This is a genomic window from Streptomyces spiramyceticus (genome assembly GCF_028807635.1).
GTDB lineage: Bacteria > Actinomycetota > Actinomycetes > Streptomycetales > Streptomycetaceae > Streptomyces > Streptomyces spiramyceticus.
The window spans coordinates 4,295,835-4,317,188 of sequence record NZ_JARBAX010000001.1; the positions used below are offsets into that span (position 1 = coordinate 4,295,835).

At 69.1% G+C, this 21,354-nt stretch carries 20 protein-coding genes; 6 read left to right on the forward strand and 14 right to left on the reverse strand.

All coding sequences use genetic code 11. The features are described from left to right. The 3 genes from PXH83_RS19860 to PXH83_RS19870 form a co-directional block, all read right to left on the reverse strand. Entirely contained in the window at nucleotides 1-612 is a 612-nt protein-coding gene (locus tag PXH83_RS19860; RefSeq protein ID WP_274561719.1) for a Uma2 family endonuclease, read from the reverse strand. Between the two features lie 180 nt (nucleotides 613-792). Then, nucleotides 793-1,329 carry an alkyl hydroperoxide reductase gene (locus PXH83_RS19865; protein WP_274561720.1) on the reverse strand — a complete coding sequence of 179 codons (537 nt, stop codon included), beginning with the start codon at nucleotides 1,327-1,329 and terminating at the stop codon, nucleotides 793-795. 3 nt (nucleotides 1,330-1,332) lie between these two features. Continuing rightward, nucleotides 1,333-1,887 (reverse strand): peroxiredoxin, encoded by a 555-nt coding sequence (locus PXH83_RS19870; RefSeq protein WP_214920192.1) that lies wholly within the window; start codon nucleotides 1,885-1,887, stop codon nucleotides 1,333-1,335. Between the two features lie 143 nt (nucleotides 1,888-2,030). On the opposite strand from PXH83_RS19870, the gene PXH83_RS19875 reads away from it, so the two are divergent. Next, nucleotides 2,031-2,978 carry a hydrogen peroxide-inducible genes activator gene (locus PXH83_RS19875; protein WP_274562912.1) on the forward strand — a complete coding sequence of 316 codons (948 nt, stop codon included), beginning with the start codon at nucleotides 2,031-2,033 and terminating at the stop codon, nucleotides 2,976-2,978. 1 nt (nucleotide 2,979) lies between these two features. On the opposite strand, the gene PXH83_RS19880 is transcribed toward PXH83_RS19875, so the two are convergent. The 3 genes from PXH83_RS19880 to PXH83_RS19890 form a co-directional block, all read right to left on the reverse strand. Next, nucleotides 2,980-3,504 carry a PadR family transcriptional regulator gene (locus PXH83_RS19880; protein ID WP_274561721.1) on the reverse strand — a complete coding sequence of 175 codons (525 nt, stop codon included), beginning with the start codon at nucleotides 3,502-3,504 and terminating at the stop codon, nucleotides 2,980-2,982. A gap of 252 nt (nucleotides 3,505-3,756) precedes the next feature. Beyond that, complete coding sequence (locus PXH83_RS19885; RefSeq protein WP_274561722.1) at nucleotides 3,757-4,002, reverse strand: type II toxin-antitoxin system antitoxin; 246 nt, start codon at nucleotides 4,000-4,002, stop codon at nucleotides 3,757-3,759. Continuing rightward, nucleotides 3,999-4,892, reverse strand: a complete 894-nt coding sequence (locus tag PXH83_RS19890; protein WP_274562913.1) for an SPFH domain-containing protein — start codon at nucleotides 4,890-4,892, stop codon at nucleotides 3,999-4,001. Before PXH83_RS19890 ends, PXH83_RS19885 begins: the two co-directional genes overlap by 4 nt. A 347-nt stretch (nucleotides 4,893-5,239) precedes the next feature. On the opposite strand from PXH83_RS19890, the gene PXH83_RS19895 reads away from it, so the two are divergent. Then, nucleotides 5,240-7,513: a transglycosylase domain-containing protein gene (locus PXH83_RS19895; protein WP_274561723.1), complete on the forward strand. Its 2,274-nt coding sequence runs from the start codon at nucleotides 5,240-5,242 to the stop codon at nucleotides 7,511-7,513. A 90-nt stretch (nucleotides 7,514-7,603) separates the two neighbouring features. Here the strand turns inward: PXH83_RS19895 and PXH83_RS19900 are convergent, their stop codons facing one another. From PXH83_RS19900 to PXH83_RS19910, 3 genes are all read right to left on the reverse strand, one after another. Further along, a complete protein-coding gene (locus PXH83_RS19900; protein ID WP_274561724.1) occupies nucleotides 7,604-9,454 on the reverse strand; it encodes a SpoIIE family protein phosphatase in 1,851 nt (616 codons plus the stop codon). A 286-nt stretch (nucleotides 9,455-9,740) separates the two neighbouring features. After that, a complete protein-coding gene (gene fomD, locus PXH83_RS19905) occupies nucleotides 9,741-10,409 on the reverse strand; it encodes a cytidylyl-2-hydroxypropylphosphonate hydrolase (protein WP_274561725.1) in 669 nt (222 codons plus the stop codon). A gap of 44 nt (nucleotides 10,410-10,453) precedes the next feature. After that, the gene (locus PXH83_RS19910) at nucleotides 10,454-11,845 is read right to left on the reverse strand and encodes a class II fumarate hydratase (protein WP_274562915.1); all 1,392 of its coding nucleotides are present in this window, start codon (nucleotides 11,843-11,845) and stop codon (nucleotides 10,454-10,456) included. A 211-nt stretch (nucleotides 11,846-12,056) separates the two neighbouring features. On the opposite strand from PXH83_RS19910, the gene PXH83_RS19915 reads away from it, so the two are divergent. After that, the gene (locus tag PXH83_RS19915) at nucleotides 12,057-13,508 is read left to right on the forward strand and encodes a ricin-type beta-trefoil lectin domain protein (RefSeq protein WP_274561726.1); all 1,452 of its coding nucleotides are present in this window, start codon (nucleotides 12,057-12,059) and stop codon (nucleotides 13,506-13,508) included. 82 nt (nucleotides 13,509-13,590) lie between these two features. Here PXH83_RS19915 and PXH83_RS19920 read toward each other — a convergent pair whose 3' ends face one another. Further along, nucleotides 13,591-15,279 (reverse strand): fumarate hydratase, encoded by a 1,689-nt coding sequence (locus PXH83_RS19920; protein WP_274561727.1) that lies wholly within the window; start codon nucleotides 15,277-15,279, stop codon nucleotides 13,591-13,593. A 158-nt stretch (nucleotides 15,280-15,437) separates the two neighbouring features. Here PXH83_RS19920 and PXH83_RS19925 point away from each other — a divergent pair, with 158 nt between their 5' ends. Both PXH83_RS19925 and PXH83_RS19930 read left to right on the forward strand, forming a co-directional pair. Then, nucleotides 15,438-16,151 carry a DUF1707 SHOCT-like domain-containing protein gene (locus PXH83_RS19925; RefSeq protein ID WP_274561728.1) on the forward strand — a complete coding sequence of 238 codons (714 nt, stop codon included), beginning with the start codon at nucleotides 15,438-15,440 and terminating at the stop codon, nucleotides 16,149-16,151. A gap of 104 nt (nucleotides 16,152-16,255) precedes the next feature. Continuing rightward, nucleotides 16,256-16,633 (forward strand): WhiB family transcriptional regulator, encoded by a 378-nt coding sequence (locus PXH83_RS19930; RefSeq protein WP_214920203.1) that lies wholly within the window; start codon nucleotides 16,256-16,258, stop codon nucleotides 16,631-16,633. Between the two features lie 108 nt (nucleotides 16,634-16,741). Here the strand turns inward: PXH83_RS19930 and glpX are convergent, their stop codons facing one another. Then, a complete protein-coding gene (gene glpX / locus PXH83_RS19935; RefSeq protein ID WP_274561729.1) occupies nucleotides 16,742-17,773 on the reverse strand; it encodes a class II fructose-bisphosphatase in 1,032 nt (343 codons plus the stop codon). A gap of 165 nt (nucleotides 17,774-17,938) precedes the next feature. Between glpX and PXH83_RS19940 the strand changes: the two genes are divergently transcribed. Beyond that, complete coding sequence (locus PXH83_RS19940) at nucleotides 17,939-18,463, forward strand: DUF4245 family protein (RefSeq protein WP_338054724.1); 525 nt, start codon at nucleotides 17,939-17,941, stop codon at nucleotides 18,461-18,463. Nucleotides 18,464-18,822: 359 nt separating this feature from the next. On the opposite strand, the gene PXH83_RS19945 is transcribed toward PXH83_RS19940, so the two are convergent. The 3 genes from PXH83_RS19945 to xseA form a co-directional block, all read right to left on the reverse strand. Continuing rightward, complete coding sequence (locus PXH83_RS19945) at nucleotides 18,823-19,413, reverse strand: malonic semialdehyde reductase (protein ID WP_274561731.1); 591 nt, start codon at nucleotides 19,411-19,413, stop codon at nucleotides 18,823-18,825. 140 nt (nucleotides 19,414-19,553) lie between these two features. After that, nucleotides 19,554-19,790 (reverse strand): exodeoxyribonuclease VII small subunit, encoded by a 237-nt coding sequence (locus PXH83_RS19950; protein WP_274561732.1) that lies wholly within the window; start codon nucleotides 19,788-19,790, stop codon nucleotides 19,554-19,556. Between the two features lie 353 nt (nucleotides 19,791-20,143). Further along, nucleotides 20,144-21,352 (reverse strand): exodeoxyribonuclease VII large subunit, encoded by a 1,209-nt coding sequence (gene xseA, locus PXH83_RS19955; RefSeq protein WP_274561733.1) that lies wholly within the window; start codon nucleotides 21,350-21,352, stop codon nucleotides 20,144-20,146. Nucleotides 21,353-21,354: the final 2 nt, after the last annotated feature.

The window sequence follows — 21,354 nt, forward strand, 5'->3', positions numbered from 1 at the left end:
TCAGCCTTTGTGCTGCCCGGCCTGCAGGAGCGCGGTGACGTCGAGGGTGACCTTGGCGCCGATCGAATCGGGCAGGGTGACCTGCTGGCCCCGGGCGTGCAGCGTGTGGTTTTCGTACGTGCCGGGGGCTGGGTCCGTCAGGACGTGGACCCGGTCGTTCTTGCGGTCGACGATCACATAGACCGGGATGTTGGCGTCGGCGTATGCGGCGACCTTGTTCTTGAGGTCGTTGTTGTAGTTGCTGGAGGTGACTTCCAGGACCAGGCGGAAGCAGGCGGGGTCGTAGCAGTTGCTCTCGATGTGGTGTTCGTCGATGTCGGCGTCGACCACGACGAGGTCGGGGATCGCATAGTCCTCCGGACCGGTCGGCAGCCATACGCCAACTCCCTGAAAGACCTCTGTCTCTCCGTCATCGAGGCCCGCTGCAAAAAAGGGGCGCACGAGCTTGTTCAGCACGCGTGCGTGGGGGATGTCCGGGGGCGGGGTCACGATGATGACGCCTCCGATGATCTCGACGCGGAAGCCGGGGTTCTGCTCCATGAGCTGATTGGCAGCTTCGAGCAGGGTCGACGGTTCCGCGTTGGGGGGCTGCTCGACTGCTGCTGCAGACATTGCGGGCCTCCTGATGGCTGGTGTCGAGAGCATCATCGTAGGCCGATCCGCCCTGGCATGTCCGGTAGCGGAACGCCCACCCGTACGAGTGAGCGAAGGGGCCCACCGACCGGAATCCCGGTCGGTGGGCCCCTTCGCTTACGTACTGCTGACTACTCGGCGGCGAGACTGTGTCTTGCCTCAGGCGTCGGCGAGGCTGGCCTCGGAGTCGAGGGTCACGCCGACGGCCTGGATCACCGCGGCGATCTTGAACGCCTCCTGGATGGTGTCGCGCTCGACACCCGCCTTGCGCAGCACCTGCTCGTGCGAGTCCAGGCACTGGCCGCAGCCGTTTATCGCGGAGACCGCGAGCGACCACAGCTCGAAGTCGACCTTCTCGACGCCCGGGTTGCCGATGACGTTCATCCGCAGACCGGCGCGCAGCGTCCCGTACTCCGGGTCGGAGAGCAGGTGGCGCGTGCGGTAGAAGACGTTGTTCATCGCCATGACCGCGGCCGCGGACTTCGCCGCGGTGTAGGCCTCGGCGGAGAGGTTGGCCTTCGCCTCCGGCTCCAGCTCACGCAGCACCTTCGGCGAGCGCGAAGCGATCGCGCAGGCCAGGACCGTGCCCCACAGCTGCTGCTGCGGGAGGTCGCTGTTGCCGATGACCGAGCCGAGGTTCAGGCGCAGGTCCTTGGCGTAGTCCGGTACGGCGGACTTCAGCTCGTCGAGGGCCATGGGTCACTCACCGGCCAGCAGTGCGACCGGGTCGAGGGTGTTCTCGCCCTTGGTCCAGTTGCACGGGCACAGCTCGTCGGTCTGGAGCGCGTCGAGGACCCGGAGGACCTCCTTGGGGTTACGGCCCACGGAACCGGCGGTCACCATCGTGAACTGGATCTCGTTGTTCGGGTCGACGATGAAGACGGCGCGCTGCGCGAAGCCGTCCTCGCCCTCGATGCCGAGGTCACGCATGAGCTCGTGCTTCGAGTCGGCCAGCATCGGGAAGGGCAGGTCCGTCAGGTCCGGGTGGTCCTTGCGCCAGGCGTGGTGCACGAACTCGGAGTCGCCGGAGAAGCCGAGGACCTGCGCGTCACGGTCGGCGAACTCGTCGTTCAGCTTGCCGAAAGCGGCGATCTCGGTCGGGCAGACGAAGGTGAAGTCCTTGGGCCACGCGAAGACGACGCGCCACTTGCCCTCGTAGGACTTGTGGTTGATCTGCTCGAACTCCTTGCCGGTCTCCAGGGAGACACAGGCAGTGAGGTCGTACGTGGGGAACTGGTCACCAACAGTGAGCACGCGCTCTCCTTGCAAAAGAAGGAACTCCCGTTATCAGGAGCTCCCTGGGGGTTGGACGGATCCCCACAGTGGCACAGCAGTCATTGATCACAGAAATAGCTAGACTGGCTTGATCTGATCGGAGGTGGCTATCAGTGGCCGTAATGAACAGGGGCAAGCAGCCCACCTTGGCGCAGCTGCGCGCCTTCGCCGCCGTCGCCGAGTATCTGCACTTCCGGGACGCGGCCGCCGCGATCGGCATGAGCCAGCCGGCGCTCTCCGGGGCGGTCTCCGCGCTGGAGGAAACCCTGGGTGTTCAGCTCGTTGAGCGTACGACGCGCAAGGTGCTGCTCTCTCCGGCGGGGGAGCGTCTCGCGGTGCGGGCCAAGGCGGTGCTCGATGCGGTCGGTGAGTTGCTGGAGGAGGCCGAGGCGGTACGGGCGCCCTTCACGGGGGTGCTCAGGCTCGGGGTGATCCCGACCGTGGCGCCGTATCTGCTGCCGACGGTGCTCACGCTCGTACACGAGAGGTATCCGGACCTGGACCTTCAGGTGCACGAGGAACAGACGTCCTCGCTGCTGGAGGGGCTGGCCGCAGGGCGGCTCGACCTGCTGCTGCTCGCGGTGCCGCTCGGGGTGCCGGGGGTGACCGAACTGCCCCTGTTCGACGAGGACTTCGTGCTGGTCACGCCGCAGAACCACTGGCTGGGCGGGCGCGGTGACATTCCGCGCGACGCGCTCAAGGAACTGCATCTGCTGCTGCTGGACGAGGGGCACTGTCTGCGCGACCAGGCGCTCGACATCTGCCGCGAGGCGGGTCGTACGGAGGGTGCGCCGGTCACGACGACCGCGGCGGGCCTGTCCACGCTCGTGCAGCTGGTCGCGGGCGGGCTCGGGGTGACGCTGCTGCCGCGCACGGCGGTCAGGGTCGAGACGGACCGCAACGACCAGCTGGTCACCGGCTACTTCGCCGACCCGGCGCCGTCGCGGCGCGTAGCGCTGGCGATGCGGGCGGGGGCGGCGCGGCAGAGCGAGTTCGAGACGTTCGCGCAGGCGCTGCGTGAGGCGATGAGGCGGCTGCCGGTGCGGGTGGTGGCGGGCGGCGCGGGGTGACTTATGCGCGTACCTCCGTGGCGAGCTTGTCGAGGCGCGCGGCGGCGACTTCCAGCCAGCGCACGTCGGCTTCGAGGTGGAAGAGCGCGTGATCGCAGATGAGCTGGTCGGCGAGGTTGCCGCGGCGCTTGCGGGTGGTGAGAGCGCGCATCATGCGCATGTGCTCGGTGCGCTGGGTGTCGATGAGGTGGGTGGCGTCGCGGCCGGTGAGGAGGGCGAGGACGACCTTGGTGTAGAGGGTCGACTGGAGGTACGGCTCGGGCTTCTCGGGCTGGGCGAGCCACTGCTCGACGTCGGTGATGCCGGCGTCGGTGATGGCGTAACGCTTGCGTTCGGGGCCACTGCCGGGCTCGATGGCGTCGACTTCGACGAGACCGTTTTTGAGGAGGCGGGACATGGTCGAGTAGACCTGCCCGTAGTGGAGGGGGCGGTCGTGGCCGAACTTGTCGTCGAAGGTGCGTTTGAGGTCGTAGCCGTGGCGGGGGCCGGATTCCAGGAGGCCGAGGAGGGTGTGGCCGATTGACATGCGGTGCACGATACGTGGTGCGTATACATGGCGTGTATAGCTGGAGTGCGTGGGAGCGGTGCGGGTTGCCTGCGGCGCTGTTCCCCTACCCGCCCCTTCCCGAACTGGGGCTCCGCCCCAGACCCCGCTCCTCAAACGCCGGAGGGGCTGAATTTGCAGCACGTATTCAGCCCGTCCGGGGCCTGGGGGCTTGCCCCCAGTTTCGGGAAAGGGGCGGGTAGGGGAAAGCGCCGCAGGCAGCCCGGATCCGCACTACCCCCCAGGAGGTTCCGGCTCGGGGGCGGAATCCGGCGCCTTCGGGGGGCGCCCCCGGCCGCGCATCGGCGCCGCACCCCCTGGCAGCCGGCCGCTCTCCGCCAGCGCCCGCCGCAGCAGGTACTCGATCTGCGCGTTCGCGCTGCGCAGTTCGTCCGACGCCCAGCGGGCCAGCGCGTCGTACACCGCCGGATCCAGCCGCAGCAGCACCTGCTTCCGGGGCCGGGGATTCTCGTTCGTCACTGGTACAGGGTGCCCGTATTGAGTACGGGCTGCGCCGCCCGGTCGCCGCACAGCACCACCATCAGGTTGCTGACCATCGCCGCCTTGCGCTCCGGGTCGAGCTCGACGATGTCCTGCTCGGCGATCCGGGTGAGGGCCATCTCGACCATCCCCACCGCACCCTCCACGATCTGCTTGCGCGCAGCGACAACCGCCCCGGCCTGCTGCCGCTGAAGCATCGCCGACGCGATCTCGGGCGCGTACGCGAGATGTGTGAAGCGGGACTCGATGATGTGCACCCCGGCTGCCTCCACCCGCGCGTGCAGTTCGACCGCGAGCTTCTCGGTGATCTCCTCCGCGTTGCCCCGCAGTGACAGGCCGTCCTCGTCGTGCGCGTCGTACGGGTACTCGATGGCGATGTGGCGTACGGCGGCCTCGGTCTGGGTGGCGACGAACTCCAGGAAGTCGTCGACCTCGAACGTCGCCTGCGCCGTGTCCTCCACCTTCCAGACCACGACCGCCGCGAGTTCGATCGGGTTGCCGTAGGCGTCGTTGACCTTGAGGACCGCGGTCTCGTGGTTCCTGATCCGGGTCGAGATCTTCGACCGTGTGGTCAGCGGGTTCACCCAGCGCAGTCCGTCGGTGCGGATCGTGCCGCGGTATCGGCCGAAGAGCTGGACAACGCGGGCCTCGCCCGGCGCGACCATGTTGAGGCCGCACATCGCGAGGAAGGCGGCGAACGCGACCAGTATGCCGAGGATGATCAGGGCCACCTTCGGGCCGGTCGAGGCGAGCGTCGCGCCGGCGGTGATGAGGCCCGCCCCCGCGAGGAGGCCGAGCAGGCCGAGGAGGAGAGCGAGGCCGCCGCCGATGCTGTGGGCGGCGGTTTCCCGGACGCGCGGCGCAGGCATGTCGGGCAGGTCGTGCGGTGCGGACACGCCGGTCGTGCCGCCGGTCGTGCCGCCGGTCGTGCCGCCGGTCGTGCCGGTGTTCGTGCTGGTCCTGGACATTCAGGCCCCCCGTTTTCGTCGTACGTACGTGCCTCGTACGCATCTAGCAAAGTGATATCACTTTAGCCGCACCGTAAACCTGTGCGAGCCCCTTCGCAACCCTCAAGCCCTCTCGTGAGTCGGTTCCAGAGAGATGGGTGCTGATTCTCACGTCCGGAAAAGACCGGATCGGCAGCGCTTTGTCCACACGTGGGGTGTTAGCTTTCTGAGCTGACATCCGGGGGCTCGATGAGTGGAGTTACGGAGCAATGGGCCGAGCAGAAGCGAGACAGGACCGGAAGCGTGGTGCGCGCCGGGCCAAGAAGAAGGCGGGAGGCATACGCCGCTTCTTCACCTGGAAGAAGTTGCTGGGCACCTTCTTCGGGCTCTGCCTGCTCCTGATGGCTGCCTTCGTGGCCCTCTATGTGTACGTGCCCGTGCCCACGGCCAACGCCGAGGCCGAGCTGCAGAGCAACGTGTACAAGTACAGCAACGGCAAGATCATGGCCCGTACCGGCAAGCTCAACCGGGAGATCGTCGGCCTCGACCGGATACCGAAGGACGTCCAGACGGCCTTCATCGCCGCCGAGAACAAGAACTTCTACAAGGACTCCGGCGTCGACTTCAAGGGCACCGCCCGCGGCCTGCTCAACACCCTCACGGGCAAGGGCAAGCAGGGTGGCTCGACCATCACCCAGCAGTACGTCAAGAACTACTACCTGACCCAGGACCAGACGGTCTCCCGCAAGCTCAAGGAGCTTGTGATCTCCATCAAGGTGGACCGGAAGCAGGAGAAGTCGGAGATCCTTGCCGGGTACCTCAACACCAACTACTTCGGCCGCGGAGCCTACGGAATCCAGGCCGCGGCCCAGGCGTACTACGGCGTCGACGCCGAGAAGCTGACCCTTGAGCAGGGCGCGTACCTCGCCGCGCTCCTCCAGGCGCCCAATCAGTACGACTGGGCGCTGGCCAGCCCGACCAGCAAGAAGCTGGTGACCGAGCGCTGGAACTACGTACTCGACAACATGGTCGAGATGAACAAGCTCGACCAGGCCGAACGCGCCGGTCTGAAGTTCGCCACACCGATGGACCCCAAGGGCGCCCCCGGTATGGAAGGCCAGACCGGATACATGGTCACGGCGGCGAAGGACGAGCTGAAGAAGCAGGGCGTCAGCGAGGCCGAGTTCGACGCGGGTGGCTGGACGATCACGCTCAACATCGACCAGAAGCGGCAGCAGGCGCTGGAGAAGGCCGTCGAGCGGCAACTGGAGTCCCAGCTCGACCGCAAGAAGAGCAAGGTCGACGAGACCCTCCAGGCCGGCGCGACCTCGATCGACCCGAAGACCGGCAAGGTCGTGGCGCTGTACGGCGGCGTCGGGTTCACCAAGCACTATTTCTCCAACGCCACCCGCTCCGACTACCAGCCGGCCTCGACCTTCAAGCCCGTCGTCCTCGCCTCCGCCCTGGACAGCAACTCCAGGACCCAGGACGAGGAGCCGATCACGCCCAACACGATCTACGACGGCACCAGCAGGCGCCCCGTCGAGGGCAGCAACACCGCCTTCGCCCCGCAGAACGACCTGGGCAAGAGCTACGGCCCCATCTCCGTCCAGCAGGCGATGAACAAATCGGTCAACTCGGTCTTCGCGCAGATGCTCGTGGACGTCGGCCCGGACCGCGTGAAGGAGACCGCGCTCAACATGGGCATGGAGGACAAGGGCGGCTTCGACGAGCGTCCTGCCATGTCCCTCGGTGTGATGGGCGCCAGCACGATGGACATGGCGGGCGTCTACGCGACGCTCGACAACCACGGCAAGAAGGTCGAGCCGTCCATCGTGAAGCTCGCGGAGCACAAGGACCGCGAGGGCGGCAAGGTCGAGATGCCGGAGCCGGTCGGCGAGCAGGTGATCAGCCGCTCGGCGGCGGACAGCGTCACCAAGGTGCTGACCGGAGTCGTGAAGAACGGTACGGGGTACGAGGCCAACACGCCCGCCTTCAACGCGGCGGGCAAGACGGGTACTTCGGAGAAGAACCGGTCCGCCTGGTTCGTCGGTTACACCCCCGAAATCTCCACCGCCGTAGCCCTCTTCGGTGAGTCCCCGGACGGCGGCAAGCAGGTCTCCCTGACCGGTACGGCCAACGCGGGCCGCGCCAACGGTGGCGGCTTCCCGGCCAAGATCTGGGCCGACTACACCCTGGGCGCCCTGGGCGGCGGCTCGGACGCGGACTTCGACCTGGAGATCGACGAGGACGACGTCTATACGCCCCCGCCGACCGACACCCCGGACCCGACCCCTACGCCCACGACCACCCCGACGACGCCCAGTGCGCCGCCGACAACGCCGAGCACGACCCCGACGACACCGTCCAGCCCGCCCCCGTCGACGCCGAGTACGCCGCCGACGACACCGTCCTTCACGATCGAGCCGCCGGACGACGGCACCACCACCGGCGGCGGCGACACCGACGGCGGCACCACGGGCGGGGATACGGACGGCACCAATGGTGGGAGCCGGCACGACGACTGGCCCATGCGCCCCTGACCCTGCCCCTGACCCGAGACCGAAACGCGTCTGCGGCGCACACCCGACGGTGTGCGCCGCAGACGCATTTCTGATGGATACGGGCGCGTATTACGGACGCGTGCCCAGCTCGAACCAGACCACCTTGCCGGACGACAGCCGCGTAGCCCCCCACCGTCTGGCCAGCCGGTTCACCAGGAAAAGACCGCGCCCGCCCTCGTCCGTGTCCCGTGCCCGCCGCTGTCTCGGCAGCTGCGGCGAGTCGTCACCGACCTCGCAGCGCAGTACGTCCGTACGGAGCAGCCGCAGCGTCACGGGCCGCTCCGCGTACCGCACCGCATTGGTCACGACCTCGCTGACCAGCAGTTCCACCGAGTCGCTCAGCTCCTCCAGACCCCAGCGGGCCAGCGCACGCCGGGCCAGCCTGCGGGCCCGTCCCGGGGCCTGCTCCTCCGGCTCCAGGAACCAGTACGCGACATCGCTCGGCGCGATGCCGTCGAAGCGGGCGGCGAGCAGCGCGATGTCGTCGTCCCGGTCGCCGGGCCCGAGCATGTCGAGTACGTCGTCGCAGAGCGCCTCCAGCGGCGGCGAGTGGTCGGGGCCCGTCAGCTGCGCGGTGGCGGCGAGACGCTCCCGCAGCTGCTCGATGCCGGTCCACACGTCCCGCAGCCGCGACTCGACCAGGCCGTCGGTGTACAGCAGCAGCGTGGCGCCCGCCGGGGCGTCCAGCTCCACCGCCTCGAAGTCGACCCCGCCGACCCCGATGGGCGCACCCGGCGGCACCCGGAGCACCTCGGCGCGGCCTCCTAGGTGCAGCAGGACGGGCGGCGGATGCCCCGCGTTGGCGATGGTGATCCGGTGCGAGACCGGGTCGTACACGGCGTACAGGCAGGTCGCCATGCGGTCCGAGCCGAGACGCTGCGCCTGCTCGTCGAGGTGGTGCAGGACCTCCTGCGGCGGCAGGTCGAGACCGGCCAGGGTCTGGGCCGTCGTGCGGAGCTGGCCCATGATCGCGGCGGAGGTCATGGAGGGCCCCATGACGTCGCCGACGACCAGCGCGACCCGGCTGCCGGGCAGTGGGATCGCGTCGTACCAGTCACCGCCGACGCGGGCCGTCTCGGCGGCCGGCAGGTAGCGGGAGGCCAGCTTGACGCCGGTCGGCTGGGGCAGCGAGTCCGGCAGCATGGTGCGCTGGAGCTCGTCGGCGATGTACGCCTCGCGCCCGTACAGCACGGCCTTGTCGATGCCGAGCGCGGTGTGGGTCGCCAACTGCGCGGCCACCAGTAGGTCGTTGGCCTCGAAGGCGGGCCGCTCGGGGCGGCGCAGGAAGACGGCGGCGCCGATCACCCGGCGCCGGCCGCGCAGCGGCGCGAGGATCGCGCGGCGCCCGCCCGGTACCCCTATGGCGTCTCCGAGCAGGTCGGGCAGGGCCGCCCGGGCGGAAGCGGAGTCGCCGAATACGGGCCGTACGCCTCTGAGTACCTCGGCGAGCGCGCCTCCGTTGCGCACCTCGCACAGCTGGGGCGCGGGCAGCGGCTCGGCCTGCAGGTCCAGCTCTTCGGCTCCGTCGTCGGCTAAACGCAGCCGGTCGGTACGGCGCAGGCGGAGCATGAACGGCACGGCGGGGCGCTCGTCGCCGACCGGCAGCGGATCGCGCAGGTAGACGAGGATCGCGTCGGTGAACGTCGGCACAGAAGCCCGGCACAGGCCGAGGACGATCTCGTCGAGGTCGATGCCGCGCGCGATGCGCCGCGTCGCCGCCCCCACGAACCGGAGCCGGTCTCCCTCACTTCGGGCAATCGCGGCGGGATCCGGCACTCCGCCGCCGGTGGCGGGCGCGGGAACGGCCGCGGGTCCTGGCGTCGCCGAGTGAGCCTCCTCCTGCCGTGGCCGGGTGCGCTCGTGCGGCCTGGCGACCAGAGGCCGCCGGCCTTCGTGCGAGGTGGACTGGTGCTCCGTCACGCGTGGGGTTCCGTCCGTCCGGAGAGCTTGTGCGATGCGGTCGCCTGGTGTGGCGATGCCGCCCTTTCCCGGGGGATAACCCCCGGACCCCAAGCCGAAACAAGGGCGCTGTGGGCGGCTTCGGCAGGGTGGCAGGCCCTGGACGTACCGGAGTTGCTCTCGGGCACGGCTCCACCCCCCTGTGGTGACATACGGTCAGTTCCTGCTCTGCGCCCGGTGTTGGTCCCGGGGCGCAGCCTTGCGGAGGACGATCCTACGTTTGACCCATGGGGGCGCATCAAGGGTCTCATGGAGCCATGTTGACAGGGGTGCGGTCCCAGTCATCAGGCAATTCCGGCACAGCCCACCGCGGATCTGGCCGCCAGTGCTCCCAGCCGTCGCGGAACGGGGCATCCCACGACTTGATCAGACGCACCGCCGCACTCCCCGCCTCCTCCACCCGCCTGGCCTTGGCCGCGCTCAGCAGGCCGACCCGGCGGGCCTGGGCGAACTCGTCCTCGTCGAGCCACTGCCAGGCGCGGTCCGGATGGACGGCGATGTCGAGGAAGTGGTCCTCGGAGTCGACCCCGCCCGACCAGCGGAAGCGGGGCTCCTCCAGGTTCACGTACCAGTTCTTGAAGCGCCATCCCCGTTCCCAGAACAGCCACACCGACCACGGATCACCGGGCCGCGCCAGCTTGAGCACGCCCGTGCCCCACCAGCGCGAGGTGGTCGTGGTGCGCGGCGCCGTGTACCGGGTCGCGAGCGGTTCCTCGTGCACGGGCGTGCCGTCCGCGAGGACCGGCCGTACGCACTCGGTGCCCGGCGCCATCCACACCGCGAGCACGTCGTCGGTGTCCCGCACGACGGTGACCGGGCGGCAGATGTGGATCTGTTCGGAGGCATTGCCGCGGTAGCGCCAGAGGATGTGGTCCCCCGGCGCCCAACGCGCCCTGCCCGCCGCCGTATCTGTCATGCGCAGATCTTAGGAGTACGGCCCGGGAGCTGCGGCGACCGAGGTCAAGGACGTGTCATACGCAGTACGTCCAGGGCCTCGTCCAGCTGCTCCACGGTGAGGTCGCCGCGCTCTACGTACCCGGATTCCAGGACCACTTCGCGGATCGTCTTCCGCTCGGCGAGGGACTTCTTCGCGACCTTCGCGGCCTCTTCGTAGCCGATGTACTTGTTGAGCGGCGTGACGACAGAAGGTGACGACTCGGCGTACTCGCGGGCCCGTTCGGCGTTGGCGGTGATGCCGTCGACCGTACGGTCGGCCAGCAGCCGGGACGCGTTGGCGAGGAGGCGCACCGATTCGAGGAGGTTCTTGGCCATGACCGGGAGCATGACGTTCAGCTCGAAGTTGCCCGCGGCGCCGGCCGTCGCGACCGTCGTGTCGTTCCCCGTCACCTGGGCGGCGACCATCAGGACGGCCTCCGGGATGACCGGATTGACCTTGCCGGGCATGATCGACGAGCCCGGCTGGAGGTCGGGAAGGCTGATCTCGGCCAATCCTGTGCGCGGTCCCGAGGCCATCCAGCGCAGGTCGTTGGAAATTTTGGTGAGGGAGACCGCGATCGTACGGAGCTGACCCGACGTCTCGACGAGTCCGTCCCGGGCGCCCTGTGCCTCGAAATGGTCGCGGGCCTCGGTGAGCGGAAGCCCGGTGGTGCGGGCGACTTCGGCGATGACGGCGGCGGAGAAGCCGGGCGGGGTGTTGATGCCGGTGCCCACCGCCGTACCGCCGAGGGGGAGTTCGGCGAGGCGGGGCAGCGAGGCCCGGAGGCGCTCGACGCCGTACCGCACGGCCGCGGCGTAGCCGCCGAACTCCTGGCCCAGGGTCACCGGGGTGGCGTCCATCAGGTGCGTACGGCCGGACTTGACGACGTCCGCGAATTCGGCGGACTTGCGCTCCAGGGCGGCCGCGAGGTGGTCGAGGGCGGGGATCAGGTCGCCCGTCACGGCGGCGGTCGCCGCGATGTGGATGGAGGACGGGAAGACGTCGTTGGAGGACTGCGACGCGTTGACGTGGTCGTTGGGGTGGACAGGGCTGCCGAGCCGCTCGGTGGCAAGCGTGGCGACGACCTCGTTCATGTTCATGTTGGAGGACGTGCCGGAGCCGGTCTGGAAGACGTCGACCGGGAAGTGCTCGTCCCAACGGCCGTCGGCGACCTCGGCCGCCGCGTCGGCGACCGCCTGCGCGATGTCTTTGTCGAGTACCCCCAATGCGGCGTTGACCTGGGCGGCTGCCGCCTTGATCCGGGCCAGGGCCTCGATGTGGGCGCGCTCCAGGCGCTGCCCGGAGATCGGGAAGTTCTCCACGGCCCGCTGGGTCTGGGCCCGCCACTTGGCGTGGGCCGGGACCCGTACTTCACCCATCGAGTCGTGTTCGACCCGGTACTCGTCCGTCGTCATCGTCACGTACCTCCTGTGAAAGTTGAGCAGTTGTCTTGTTCTGCGTATTCCCAACTCGACTACTGGCCAGTAAATACCGGTGGTAACAACAAACCGGGGAGGCGCAATGCTGCTCAACTCTGGGGGACGACCCCCCTGCCCCCGCAGCACCCGACTCAGACTTCGCTCCACCGTCGCCGCCGCAGCCGCACTGGCTGCGGCTTTCGGAGGCATGGCGACAACGACTCCGGCCCAGGCCGCCGAGTCACCCACGACCACCGCATCAACCCCCCTTCCGGCCGAACTGGAGGCCATCCGCGCCGCGGAGGCGACCAAGCTGTACGGCGACCCCGCCGAGCGGCCCATGGACCAGCGCAAAAGCGGTCTGATCTCGATCGGCGACAGTGAAATCTCCGGCGAGGGCGTCGGCACGTACGAACCGGGCACCAACGGTCCCGACAACTGGTGCCACCGCTCTCCCGACGCCGCGATCCACCGCACCGGCATCGCGGCGGACGTCACGTACAACGTCTCCTGCTCGGGCGCGTACACCGGCAACATCAAGATCGGCGGCTCGAAGCAGTACGCCGACGAGCTGGTGCAGAGCGACAGCCTCGCCATCAAGGCCCGCAACACCAAGATCAAAATGGTGCTGCTGGTGGCAGGCGCCAACGACGACCTGCAGTTCGGCCCTGTGATGACCGACTGCGTCACCCGCTACCTGACCATCCAGGGGCCGTGCGAGCCCAAGTACTCCGGCGGGTGGCAGGCGCGCGTCGACGGCCTCGTCCCCAAGGTCGAGCAGACCGTGCGCGACCTGCGCACCACGATGCGGGGCGCGGGGTACGCCGACGGCGACTACAAGCTGGTCGTCATGGGCTACCCGAGCCCCATCGGCCCCGACTTCCGCGACAACCCCAACTTCCCCGGCAAGCTGGCCTGCGGCGGCCTCGGATACGACTCCGACACCGTCTGGGGCCGCAACACCGCGGTCCCCGCCTTCCAGCGCGGCATGCGCAAGGTGGCGGCGAGCACCGGCGCAACGTACCTGGACAACTCCCGCCTCTTCCACGGCCATGAGGTCTGCATGGAGGACACCTGGGCGCGCGGGCTCTACGTCGACATCTCCAACCCCTTCCCGCCGGACGCCAATTCGGTCCGGCAGTCCTTCCACCCCAACAAGAGCGGCCACGGCGCCTTCGCCTCCTGCCTGACCCAGATGTACAACTCGGGGCTGCGGGAGGCCAGTTGTGCGGACCCGGGGAGCACAGGGAAGCCTGTACTGCAGGCGGGCGCCTGGGACGACGCATTCAAGCCACTCAAGAACGAGGCCACCGGCACGTGCGTCGACGTTCCGGGTTCCGTGACCCGTAACGGAACGATGGCAGGCGGCTGGGACTGTCACGGCGGCCGCAACCAGGGCTGGTGGTACGACAGCGCGCGCAAGTCGATCCACACCGAGCTGACGCAGGACCGCTGCCTGGACGTGCCGGGCGCGGACTACAAGGCGGGCGTGGGCCTGGTCATGTGGAACTGCTCGGGCGCCGCGAACCAGCAGTTCGTACGCCAGGCGGGAACGATCCGCCCGGCGTCGGCGACGGACCTGTGCGTGACGCTGGCGGCGGCGAAGGACCCGCTGAAGCTCCAGACGTGCACGGGGGCGGCGAACCAGCGGTTCGCGTAGTTCGCGCAGGGAGTGGTCTCCTCAATCGCCGGACGGGCCGGAAAGTCCAGCCCGTCCGGCGATTGCGGACCGCGCCACCGCGCTACGCCAGCCCAGGACCCCGCACGGGGATCGAGGTGAACGTCGGGGCCGGCGCCGGCTCCGTGAAGAAGTCGTTGTTCTTGTCGTCGACCACGATGAACGCCGGGAAGTCCTCGACCTCGATCTTCCAGACCGCCTCCATGCCGAGCTCCTCGTACTCGACGACCTCGACCTTCTTGATGCAGTCCTGCGCGAGCCGCGCCGCCGGGCCGCCGATCGAGCCCAGGTAGAAGCCCCCGTGCGCCCCGCACGCGTCCGTGACCTGCTTCGACCGGTTGCCCTTGGCCAGCATGACCTTGGAGCCGCCCGCCGCCTGGAACTGCTCGACGTAGGAGTCCATACGGCCGGCCGTCGTCGGGCCGAAGGAGCCTGACGCGTAACCCTCGGGGGTCTTCGCCGGGCCCGCGTAGTACACCGGGTGGTCCTTCAGGTACTGCGGCATCTCCTCGCCCGCGTCCAGCCGCTCCTTGATCTTGGCGTGCGCGATGTCGCGCGCCACGACCAGCGGGCCGGTCAGTGAGAGCCGGGTCTTGACCGGGTACTTGGTCAGCTCCGCGAGGATGTCGTCCATCGGCCGGTTGAGGTCGATGCGTACGACGTCACTCTCGTCGAGGTGCTCGTCCGTCGTGTCCGGCAGGAACCGCGCCGGGTCCTTCTCCAGCTGCTCCAGGAAGACGCCCTCGGCGGTGATCTTCGCGACGGCCTGGCGGTCCGCCGAGCAGGACACGGCGATCGCGACGGGCAGCGAGGCGCCGTGGCGCGGCAGGCGCACCACGCGCACGTCGTGGCAGAAGTACTTGCCGCCGAACTGCGCGCCGATGCCGATCTTCTGCGTCAGCTCGAAGACCTTCTCCTCCAGCTCCTTGTCGCGGAAGCCGTGGCCGGTCGGCGAACCCTCGCCCGGCAGCTCGTCAAGGTAGTGCGCGGAGGCGTACTTGGCGGTCTTGAGCGCGAACTCGGCCGACGTACCGCCGACGACGATCGCCAGGTGGTACGGCGGGCAGGCGGCCGTACCGAGCGAGCGGATCTTCTCCTCCAGGAACTTCATCATCGATGCCTCGTTCAGCACCGCCTTTGTCTCCTGGTAGAGGAAGGACTTGTTGGCCGAGCCGCCGCCCTTTGCCATGAAGAGGAACTTGTACGCGCCGCCGTCGGTCGCGTACAGCTCGATCTGCGCGGGCAGGTTCGAGCCGGTGTTCTTCTCCTCCCACATGTTCAGCGGGGCCATCTGCGAGTAGCGCAGGTTGAGCTTGGTGTACGCGTCGAAGATGCCGTGCGACAGGGCCTCCTCGTCGCCGCCCTCGGTGAGGACGTTCTGGCCGCGCTTGCCCATGACGATCGCGGTGCCGGTGTCCTGGCACATGGGCAGGACACCCGCAGCCGCGATGTTCGCGTTCTTGAGCAGGTCCAGGGCCACGAACTTGTCGTTCGAGGACGCATCGGGGTCGTCGATGATCCGGCGCAGCTGCGCGAGGTGCGCGGGCCGCAGGTAGTGCGAGATGTCGTGCATGGCCTCGGCGGCCAGGGTGCGCAGCGCGTCGGGGTCGACCTTGAGGAACGTACGCCCGTCGGCTTCGAAGGTGGAGACACCCTCGGCGGTCACCAGGCGGTACGGCGTGGTGTCCTCTCCCAGGGGGAGCAGATCGGCGTACTGAAACGCCGGGTTGGGCGGGCGGGAGACAGGGGGCATTACGGCCATTCCTCACTCGGCAGACGGCGACTGGCCTCCATTGGCGCAGCGCGCCCACCAGCGTAAGACGCCGACGGGGAGCCCGGTCTGTGAGGTAAGGCTCAGTTGGCGGAGATCCGCACTAGTCGCGATCTATCGCGTTTGGGTACGCTGGGCCGGTGGACCTCGACAAGAATCATTCAGCGGCCTCCGGCGGCCACCCCGAAAAGCACCCCCAGCAGCCGCAACCGGCCGCTCCCGCGGTGCCCGCCGAGCCCGCCATCCGCGCGTCCGACGCCGATCGCGACCGGATCGCGGACATCCTGCGCGAGGCCATGGCCGAGGGCCGGCTGACCGCCGAGGAGCACTCCGAGCGCATCGACTCGGTGTACCGCGCCAAGACCGTCGCCGAACTGGAGCCGCTGGTCCAGGACTTGCCCGCCCCCGGTGTCCGGCGCGAGCCGGCCTCGGCGGCGTACGACCCTCAGGATCCGTCCGGTCCCGTCACGGCGGAGAACCTGGTCGCGGTCTTCAGCAGCTCGACCCGCAAGGGGCGCTGGCGGATCGGCCGCAAGACCAACGCGTTCGCGCTCTTCGGCAGTGTCGAGATCGACCTCACCGAGGCGCTCTTCGGGCAGCGGCTGACCGTCATCAACGTGACCGCGATCTTCGGCAATGTCGAAGTGCGGGTCCCGGAGAACATCACTTTGCGCGGCAGCGGTACCGGCATCTTCGGCAACTTCGAGGTCGAAACCCTCGAAGCGGCCAACCCCGAGGCGCCGGTCGTGGTGGTCAACGGCTACTCCGTCTTCGGCAACATCGAGGCAAAGCCCAAGCGCGGCAAGCGCATCGCCGACCTGCACGGTCGCATGCGCAAACACCTCGGACACTGACGTCGGCACGGACGCGCATCGAAACTCAGTGCATAGGCGCGCGCACAGCGGGTAGGGAGTGCTGCATCGTCGCTCGCTCCCGAAGTCGTCGTCAGGAGTAGACCGTGCTGCATCCGCCGCATCAGTCCCTGCAGGTCGCCGCCGTTCCGTCGCAGCGTGCGCCGGCCCGGGATCAGGCCGGCCCCTGGCACACGGAGGCGGTGTGCCGCCGGGACGAAGCCGGGTTGTTCTTTGCCCCATCGAAGGAGCCGACGGCCGCGAGGCTGGCGCGCGAGGAAGCCGCGAAGCGGGTCTGCGCCCGGTGTCCGGTGATGGTGGAGTGCCGGGAGCACGCACTGCTCCAGCCCGAGCCGTACGGCGTGTGGGGCGGGCTCACGGCGGCGGAGCGCCGGGTGGTGCTTGCCAGGCGCAGGCGGCGCGAGATGGAGCTGAGCCAGGCCCAGGCCGCTGCGGCGGCCGACCGGATCGCCGCCGCGGGCTGATCGCGCCGGGTACGAGAAAAGGGCCGGGTACGAGAAAAGGGGCGCCCCCGCCGCACAAGCGGGGCGCCCCTTTCTCGTACTCCTACTTCATGTACTTCATGCCGGGTACTACTTCGCGCGGTCGAAGTCGATGGCGCTGTAGGCGCGCAGCTTCGAGAGGCGGTGCGTGGAGTCGATCTGGCGGATGGTGCCCGACTTCGAGCGCATCACCAGGGACTGCGTGGTGGCGGTCTCGGAGCGGTAGCGGACGCCGCGCAGCAGCTCGCCGTCCGTGATGCCGGTGGCGACGAAGAACACGTTGTCGCCGCTGACCAGGTCGTTCGTGTGCAGTACGCGGTCGAGGTCGTGACCCGCGTCGAGGGCCTTCTGGCGCTCGGCCTCGTCCTTGGGCCACAGCTTGCCCTGGATCGTGCCGCCCAGGCACTTGATCGCGCAGGCCGAGATGATGCCCTCGGGCGTACCGCCGATGCCCATGAGCAGGTCGACGCCGGTGCCTTCGCGCACGGCCATGACCGAGCCCGCGACGTCGCCGTCCGAGATGAACTTGATACGGGCGCCCGTCTCGCGGATCTCCTTGACGATGCCCTCGTGGCGGGGGCGGTCGAGGATCATCACGGTGACGTCTTCGGGGGTGGAGTTCTTGGCCTTGGCGACCCGGCGGATGTTGACCGAGACGGGGGCGTTGATGTCGACGAAGTCGGCGGCCTCGGGGCCAGTGACCAGCTTCTCCATGTAGAAGACCGCGGACGGGTCGAACATGGTGCCGCGGTCGGCTGCGGCGAGGACCGCGATGGCGTTCGGCATGCCCTTGGCGTTGAGCGTGGTGCCGTCGATCGGGTCGACGGCGATGTCGACCTCGGCGCCGGTGCCGTCGCCCACGCGTTCCCCGTTGAACAGCATCGGGGCTTCGTCCTTCTCGCCTTCGCCGATGACGACGACGCCGTTCATCGAGACGGTCGAGACGAGGGTCCGCATGGCCTTCACCGCCGCGCCGTCCGCGCCGATCTTGTCACCGCGGCCGACCCACCGCCCGGCGGCCATGGCAGCGGCCTCGGTGACCCGGACGAGCTCCAGGGCCAGGTTGCGGTCGGGGGCCTCGGGGGAGACCTCGAGCTGAGACGGAAGATGGTGCTCGGTCATCGGAGCGCACCTTTCTGTACGAACGGCGACGGCCGGATAAAGAGGGTGCTGCCGACTCTATCGGTACGTCGACAAAATGAGCAGAGGGGGTCACTTATGAGCGGCATATCGGGATGAGCTGCCCCTCGCGCGGCCCCGCTTCGGCCATGGGGGACGATGGGGGGCGTGGCAAGTATGAAGGGCAAGCAGACGGTCCGGGACATGGTGCTCTCGATGGCGTTGATCGGTGCCGTCGCCGGGGGCGTGTACCTGTTGGTCCCGCACGACGACTCTCTAGACCCGATCAAGCCGGTCGATTATCGCGTCGAGCTCATCACGGCGAGGCGTGCCGCGCCGTACCCGGTCGCGGCCCCTGTGGGTCTCCCGAAGACGTGGAGGCCGACCTCTGTCTCGTACGAGGGGCAGGACGGCAACGCGTGGCATCTGGGTTACCTGGATCCGGACGGGGAGTACGTCGCGGTCGAGCAGTCGACCGGGGACGCGGAGAAGTTCATCGCCGAGGTGAGCCAGGACGCGACGAAGACGGACAGGACCCAGCAGGTCGGCGGGGACAGCTGGCAGCGCTGGGAGGGCCCGAAGTACGACGCACTTGTGCGCCAGGAGAAGGGCGCGACGACGGTGGTCACGGGCACGGCCTCGCACGAGCGGCTGACGAAGATGGCCGCCGCGCTGGAGACGAAGAAGTCCTGACATGCGATTAAGCCGCCGTACCCGAAGGGTGCGGCGGCTTAATCGTGCGCAGGGGGGGTTGGTCAGACGGTGGTGACGGCGTCGTCGAAGGCCAGACGCGGCGAGCGCGGACTGTGCTGTCCCGGGGGGCGACCCCCGGACCCCCGGCAGTGGGGGGTTGGTCAGACGGTGGTGACGGCGTCGTCGAAGGCCAGACGCGGCGAGCGCGGACTGTGCTGTCCCGGGGGGCGACCCCCGGACCCCCGGCAGTGGGGGGTTGGTCAGACGGTGGTGACGGCGTCGTCGAACGCCAGGCGCGGCGAGCGCGGACTGTGCTGTCCCGGGGGGCGACCCCCGGACCCCCGGCAGTGGGGGGTTGGTCAGACGGTGGTGACGACGTCATCGAACGCCAGACGCGGCGAGCGCGGGAACCATGCGTCCTCGCCCGGCTTGCCGATGTTGACGACCATCAGCGGCGTGTGGTCGTCGTCCAGGAATTCCTTCTGGACGCCGGCGAAGTCGAAGCCGGTCATCGGGCCTGCGGCGAGGCCGGCGGCGCGGACGCCGACGATGAAGTAAGCGGCCTGGAGGGCGGCGTTGAGAGCCGCGGCCGACTCGCGGACCGGGCGCTCCTTGAAGAACGTGTCCTTCGCCTGCGGGAAGTGCGGGAGCAGGGTCGGGAGCTCCTCGTGGAACTCGTTGTCGGCGGCGAGGATCGCAACCAGCGGCGCGGAGGCGGTCTTCGGCCGGTTGCCCTCGGCCATGTGTGAGACGAGGCGCTCGCGGGCCTCGGCGGAGCGGACCAGGACGACGCGCAGCGGGGTCTGGTTGAACGCGGTCGGGCCGTACTTGACCAGGTCGTAGATCGCCTGGACCTGCTCCTCGGTCACCGGCTCGTCGGTGAAGGTGTTGGCAGTGCGGGCCTCACGGAAGAGGAGGTCCTGGGCGGCGGGGTCAAGAACGAGAGACATGCGGCATACCTTCCGGACGTGCAAGGAGTTCGGGCGATGTCTCGACCGTAAACGAAACTATATGAAGTTTCAACTAAAGTCGGTTGATCGTGCTCCGCCTCACAGCCCAGACCTCTGTATGTCTGACCCCGGGGCTCTCGTCAGCCCTGGTCGCCGCCCTCCGCCCGCGGTTCCGCGAGCGACGCGTCCAGCCGCGCCCGCGCCCCGTCGAGCCAACGGCGGCACACCTTCGCCAGCTCCTCGCCGCGCTCCCAGAGCGCGAGCGACTCCTCCAGCGTCGTGCCGCCCGCTTCCAGGCGGCGTACGACGTCGATGAGCTCGTCCCGGGCCTGCTCGTAGCCGAGCGTCGTGCCGGCAGCGTCGTCGGTCTTGGTCATGCGATCCACCTTAGGGCGTGTCCGAAGGATCATGCCTGGGCGCGGGGCCTGGCACGCACATCTGCGGCGTTGTCGTCGGTCGGCGACTCCCCCAAGTTCTCGACTGCGCTCGAACAGGGGGGACCCCCATCGCGTCGACTCCCTCCTCCGCCTTGCAGCTGCACGCACCAGGCCCCGCTCACCAGCACCGAGAACGCGCCGCACCCTGAAGTCGGCCTGATCTGCCGGACACGCCCTAAGCGTGAGAATCCGCGCCCCTCCGGCTGAGGAGCGGGGTCCGGGGCGAGCCCTGGTTACGGGAAGGGGCGGGGCAGGGGAAAGCCGGCGGCCCGCCGCAGCCCTGCGCACCTGCGTCACTCCGCGACCCGCACCTCGAACTCGCCCTCCGCCACCCGCGCCCGCAGCTCGTCCCCGGGCGCGACCTCGTCCGGGGACCGCACCACTCCGCCGTCCGGCCGCTGAAGCACCGCGTACCCGCGCTCCAGCGTCGCCGCAGGCGACAGAGCCAGCACCCGGGCCCGCGTGTGGGACAGCTCCGAGTCCGCGCGGTCGAGCAGGTGGCCCAGCGTGCGGCGGCTCCGGGCGACCAGCGCGTCGACCGCCGCCTCCCGCTCGTCCACCATCCGGTGCGGCCGCTCCATGACGGGCCTGGCCAGCGTGTGCGCGAGGCCCCGCTCCTCGCGGTCCATCAGGCCCTGTACGGTCCGCAGCGCCCGGTCCCGCAGCTGCTGTACGCGGACCAGCTCCTCCCCGACGTCCGGTACGACCTTCTTCGCCGCGTCCGTCGGCGTCGACGCCCGAAGGTCCGCCACCAGGTCGAGCAGTGGCGAGTCCGGCTCGTGCCCGATCGCCGACACCACCGGCGTACGGCACCCGGCCACGGTCCGTACAAGCTGCTCGTCCGAGAACGGCAGCAGGTCCTCGACGCTGCCGCCGCCCCGCGCCACGATGATCACGTCGACGTCCGGCAGCTCGTCCAGGTCCTTGACCGCCTGCACGACCTGCGCCACCGCGCTCACTCCCTGCACCGCGACATTGCGCACCTCGAAGCGCACGGCGGGCCAGCGCCGCCGCGCGTTCTCCAGGACATCCCGCTCGGCCGCCGACGCCCGGCCGGTGATCAGGCCGATGCGCTGCGGCAGAAACGGCAGCGGCCGCTTCCGGTCGAGAGCGAACAGCCCCTCGCCGGCCAGTAGTTTCTTCAACTGCTCCAGCCGGGCGAGGAGTTGCCCGATCCCCACCGGCTTTATCTCCGTGGCCCGCAGCGAAAGCTGCCCGCGCGGCGCGTACCACTCGGGCTTCGCGTGCACCACGACGCGCGCACCTTCCGCCACCACGTCCGCGATGGGGTCGAAGACCTTCCGGTAACAGGTCACGCCCACCGAGATGTCGTGCGAAGGGTCACGCAGCGTCAGAAAGACGACCCCGGCGCCGGGCCGGCGCGACAGCTGCGTGATCTGCCCCTCGACCCACACCGACCCGAGCCGGTCGATCCACCCGCCGATGAGGCGCGAGACCTGACCGACCGGCAGCGGGGCGTCCGCAGACGTATTCAGAGCCATGT

Excerpts from the sequence above, each read along its gene's own strand:
- fomD (WP_274561725.1), bottom strand. The coding sequence starts at position 10,409 with ATGACAGATACGGCGGCGGGCAGGGCGCGTTGGGCGCCGGGGGACCAC.
- PXH83_RS19860 (WP_274561719.1), bottom strand. The coding sequence starts at position 612 with ATGTCTGCAGCAGCAGTCGAGCAGCCCCCCAACGCGGAACCGTCGACC.
- PXH83_RS19880 (WP_274561721.1), bottom strand. The coding sequence starts at position 3,504 with ATGTCAATCGGCCACACCCTCCTCGGCCTCCTGGAATCCGGCCCCCGC.
- PXH83_RS19950 (WP_274561732.1), bottom strand. The coding sequence starts at position 19,790 with ATGACCAAGACCGACGACGCTGCCGGCACGACGCTCGGCTACGAGCAG.
- PXH83_RS19895 (WP_274561723.1), top strand. The coding sequence starts at position 5,240 with ATGGGCCGAGCAGAAGCGAGACAGGACCGGAAGCGTGGTGCGCGCCGG.
- PXH83_RS19890 (WP_274562913.1), bottom strand. The coding sequence starts at position 4,892 with ATGCCTGCGCCGCGCGTCCGGGAAACCGCCGCCCACAGCATCGGCGGC.
- PXH83_RS19945 (WP_274561731.1), bottom strand. The coding sequence starts at position 19,413 with ATGTCTCTCGTTCTTGACCCCGCCGCCCAGGACCTCCTCTTCCGTGAG.
- PXH83_RS19865 (WP_274561720.1), bottom strand. The coding sequence starts at position 1,329 with ATGGCCCTCGACGAGCTGAAGTCCGCCGTACCGGACTACGCCAAGGAC.
- PXH83_RS19920 (WP_274561727.1), bottom strand. The coding sequence starts at position 15,279 with ATGCCCCCTGTCTCCCGCCCGCCCAACCCGGCGTTTCAGTACGCCGAT.
- xseA (WP_274561733.1), bottom strand. The coding sequence starts at position 21,352 with ATGGCTCTGAATACGTCTGCGGACGCCCCGCTGCCGGTCGGTCAGGTC.
- glpX (WP_274561729.1), bottom strand. The coding sequence starts at position 17,773 with ATGACCGAGCACCATCTTCCGTCTCAGCTCGAGGTCTCCCCCGAGGCC.
- PXH83_RS19910 (WP_274562915.1), bottom strand. The coding sequence starts at position 11,845 with ATGACGACGGACGAGTACCGGGTCGAACACGACTCGATGGGTGAAGTA.
- PXH83_RS19875 (WP_274562912.1), top strand. The coding sequence starts at position 2,031 with ATGAACAGGGGCAAGCAGCCCACCTTGGCGCAGCTGCGCGCCTTCGCC.
- PXH83_RS19915 (WP_274561726.1), top strand. The coding sequence starts at position 12,057 with ATGGCGACAACGACTCCGGCCCAGGCCGCCGAGTCACCCACGACCACC.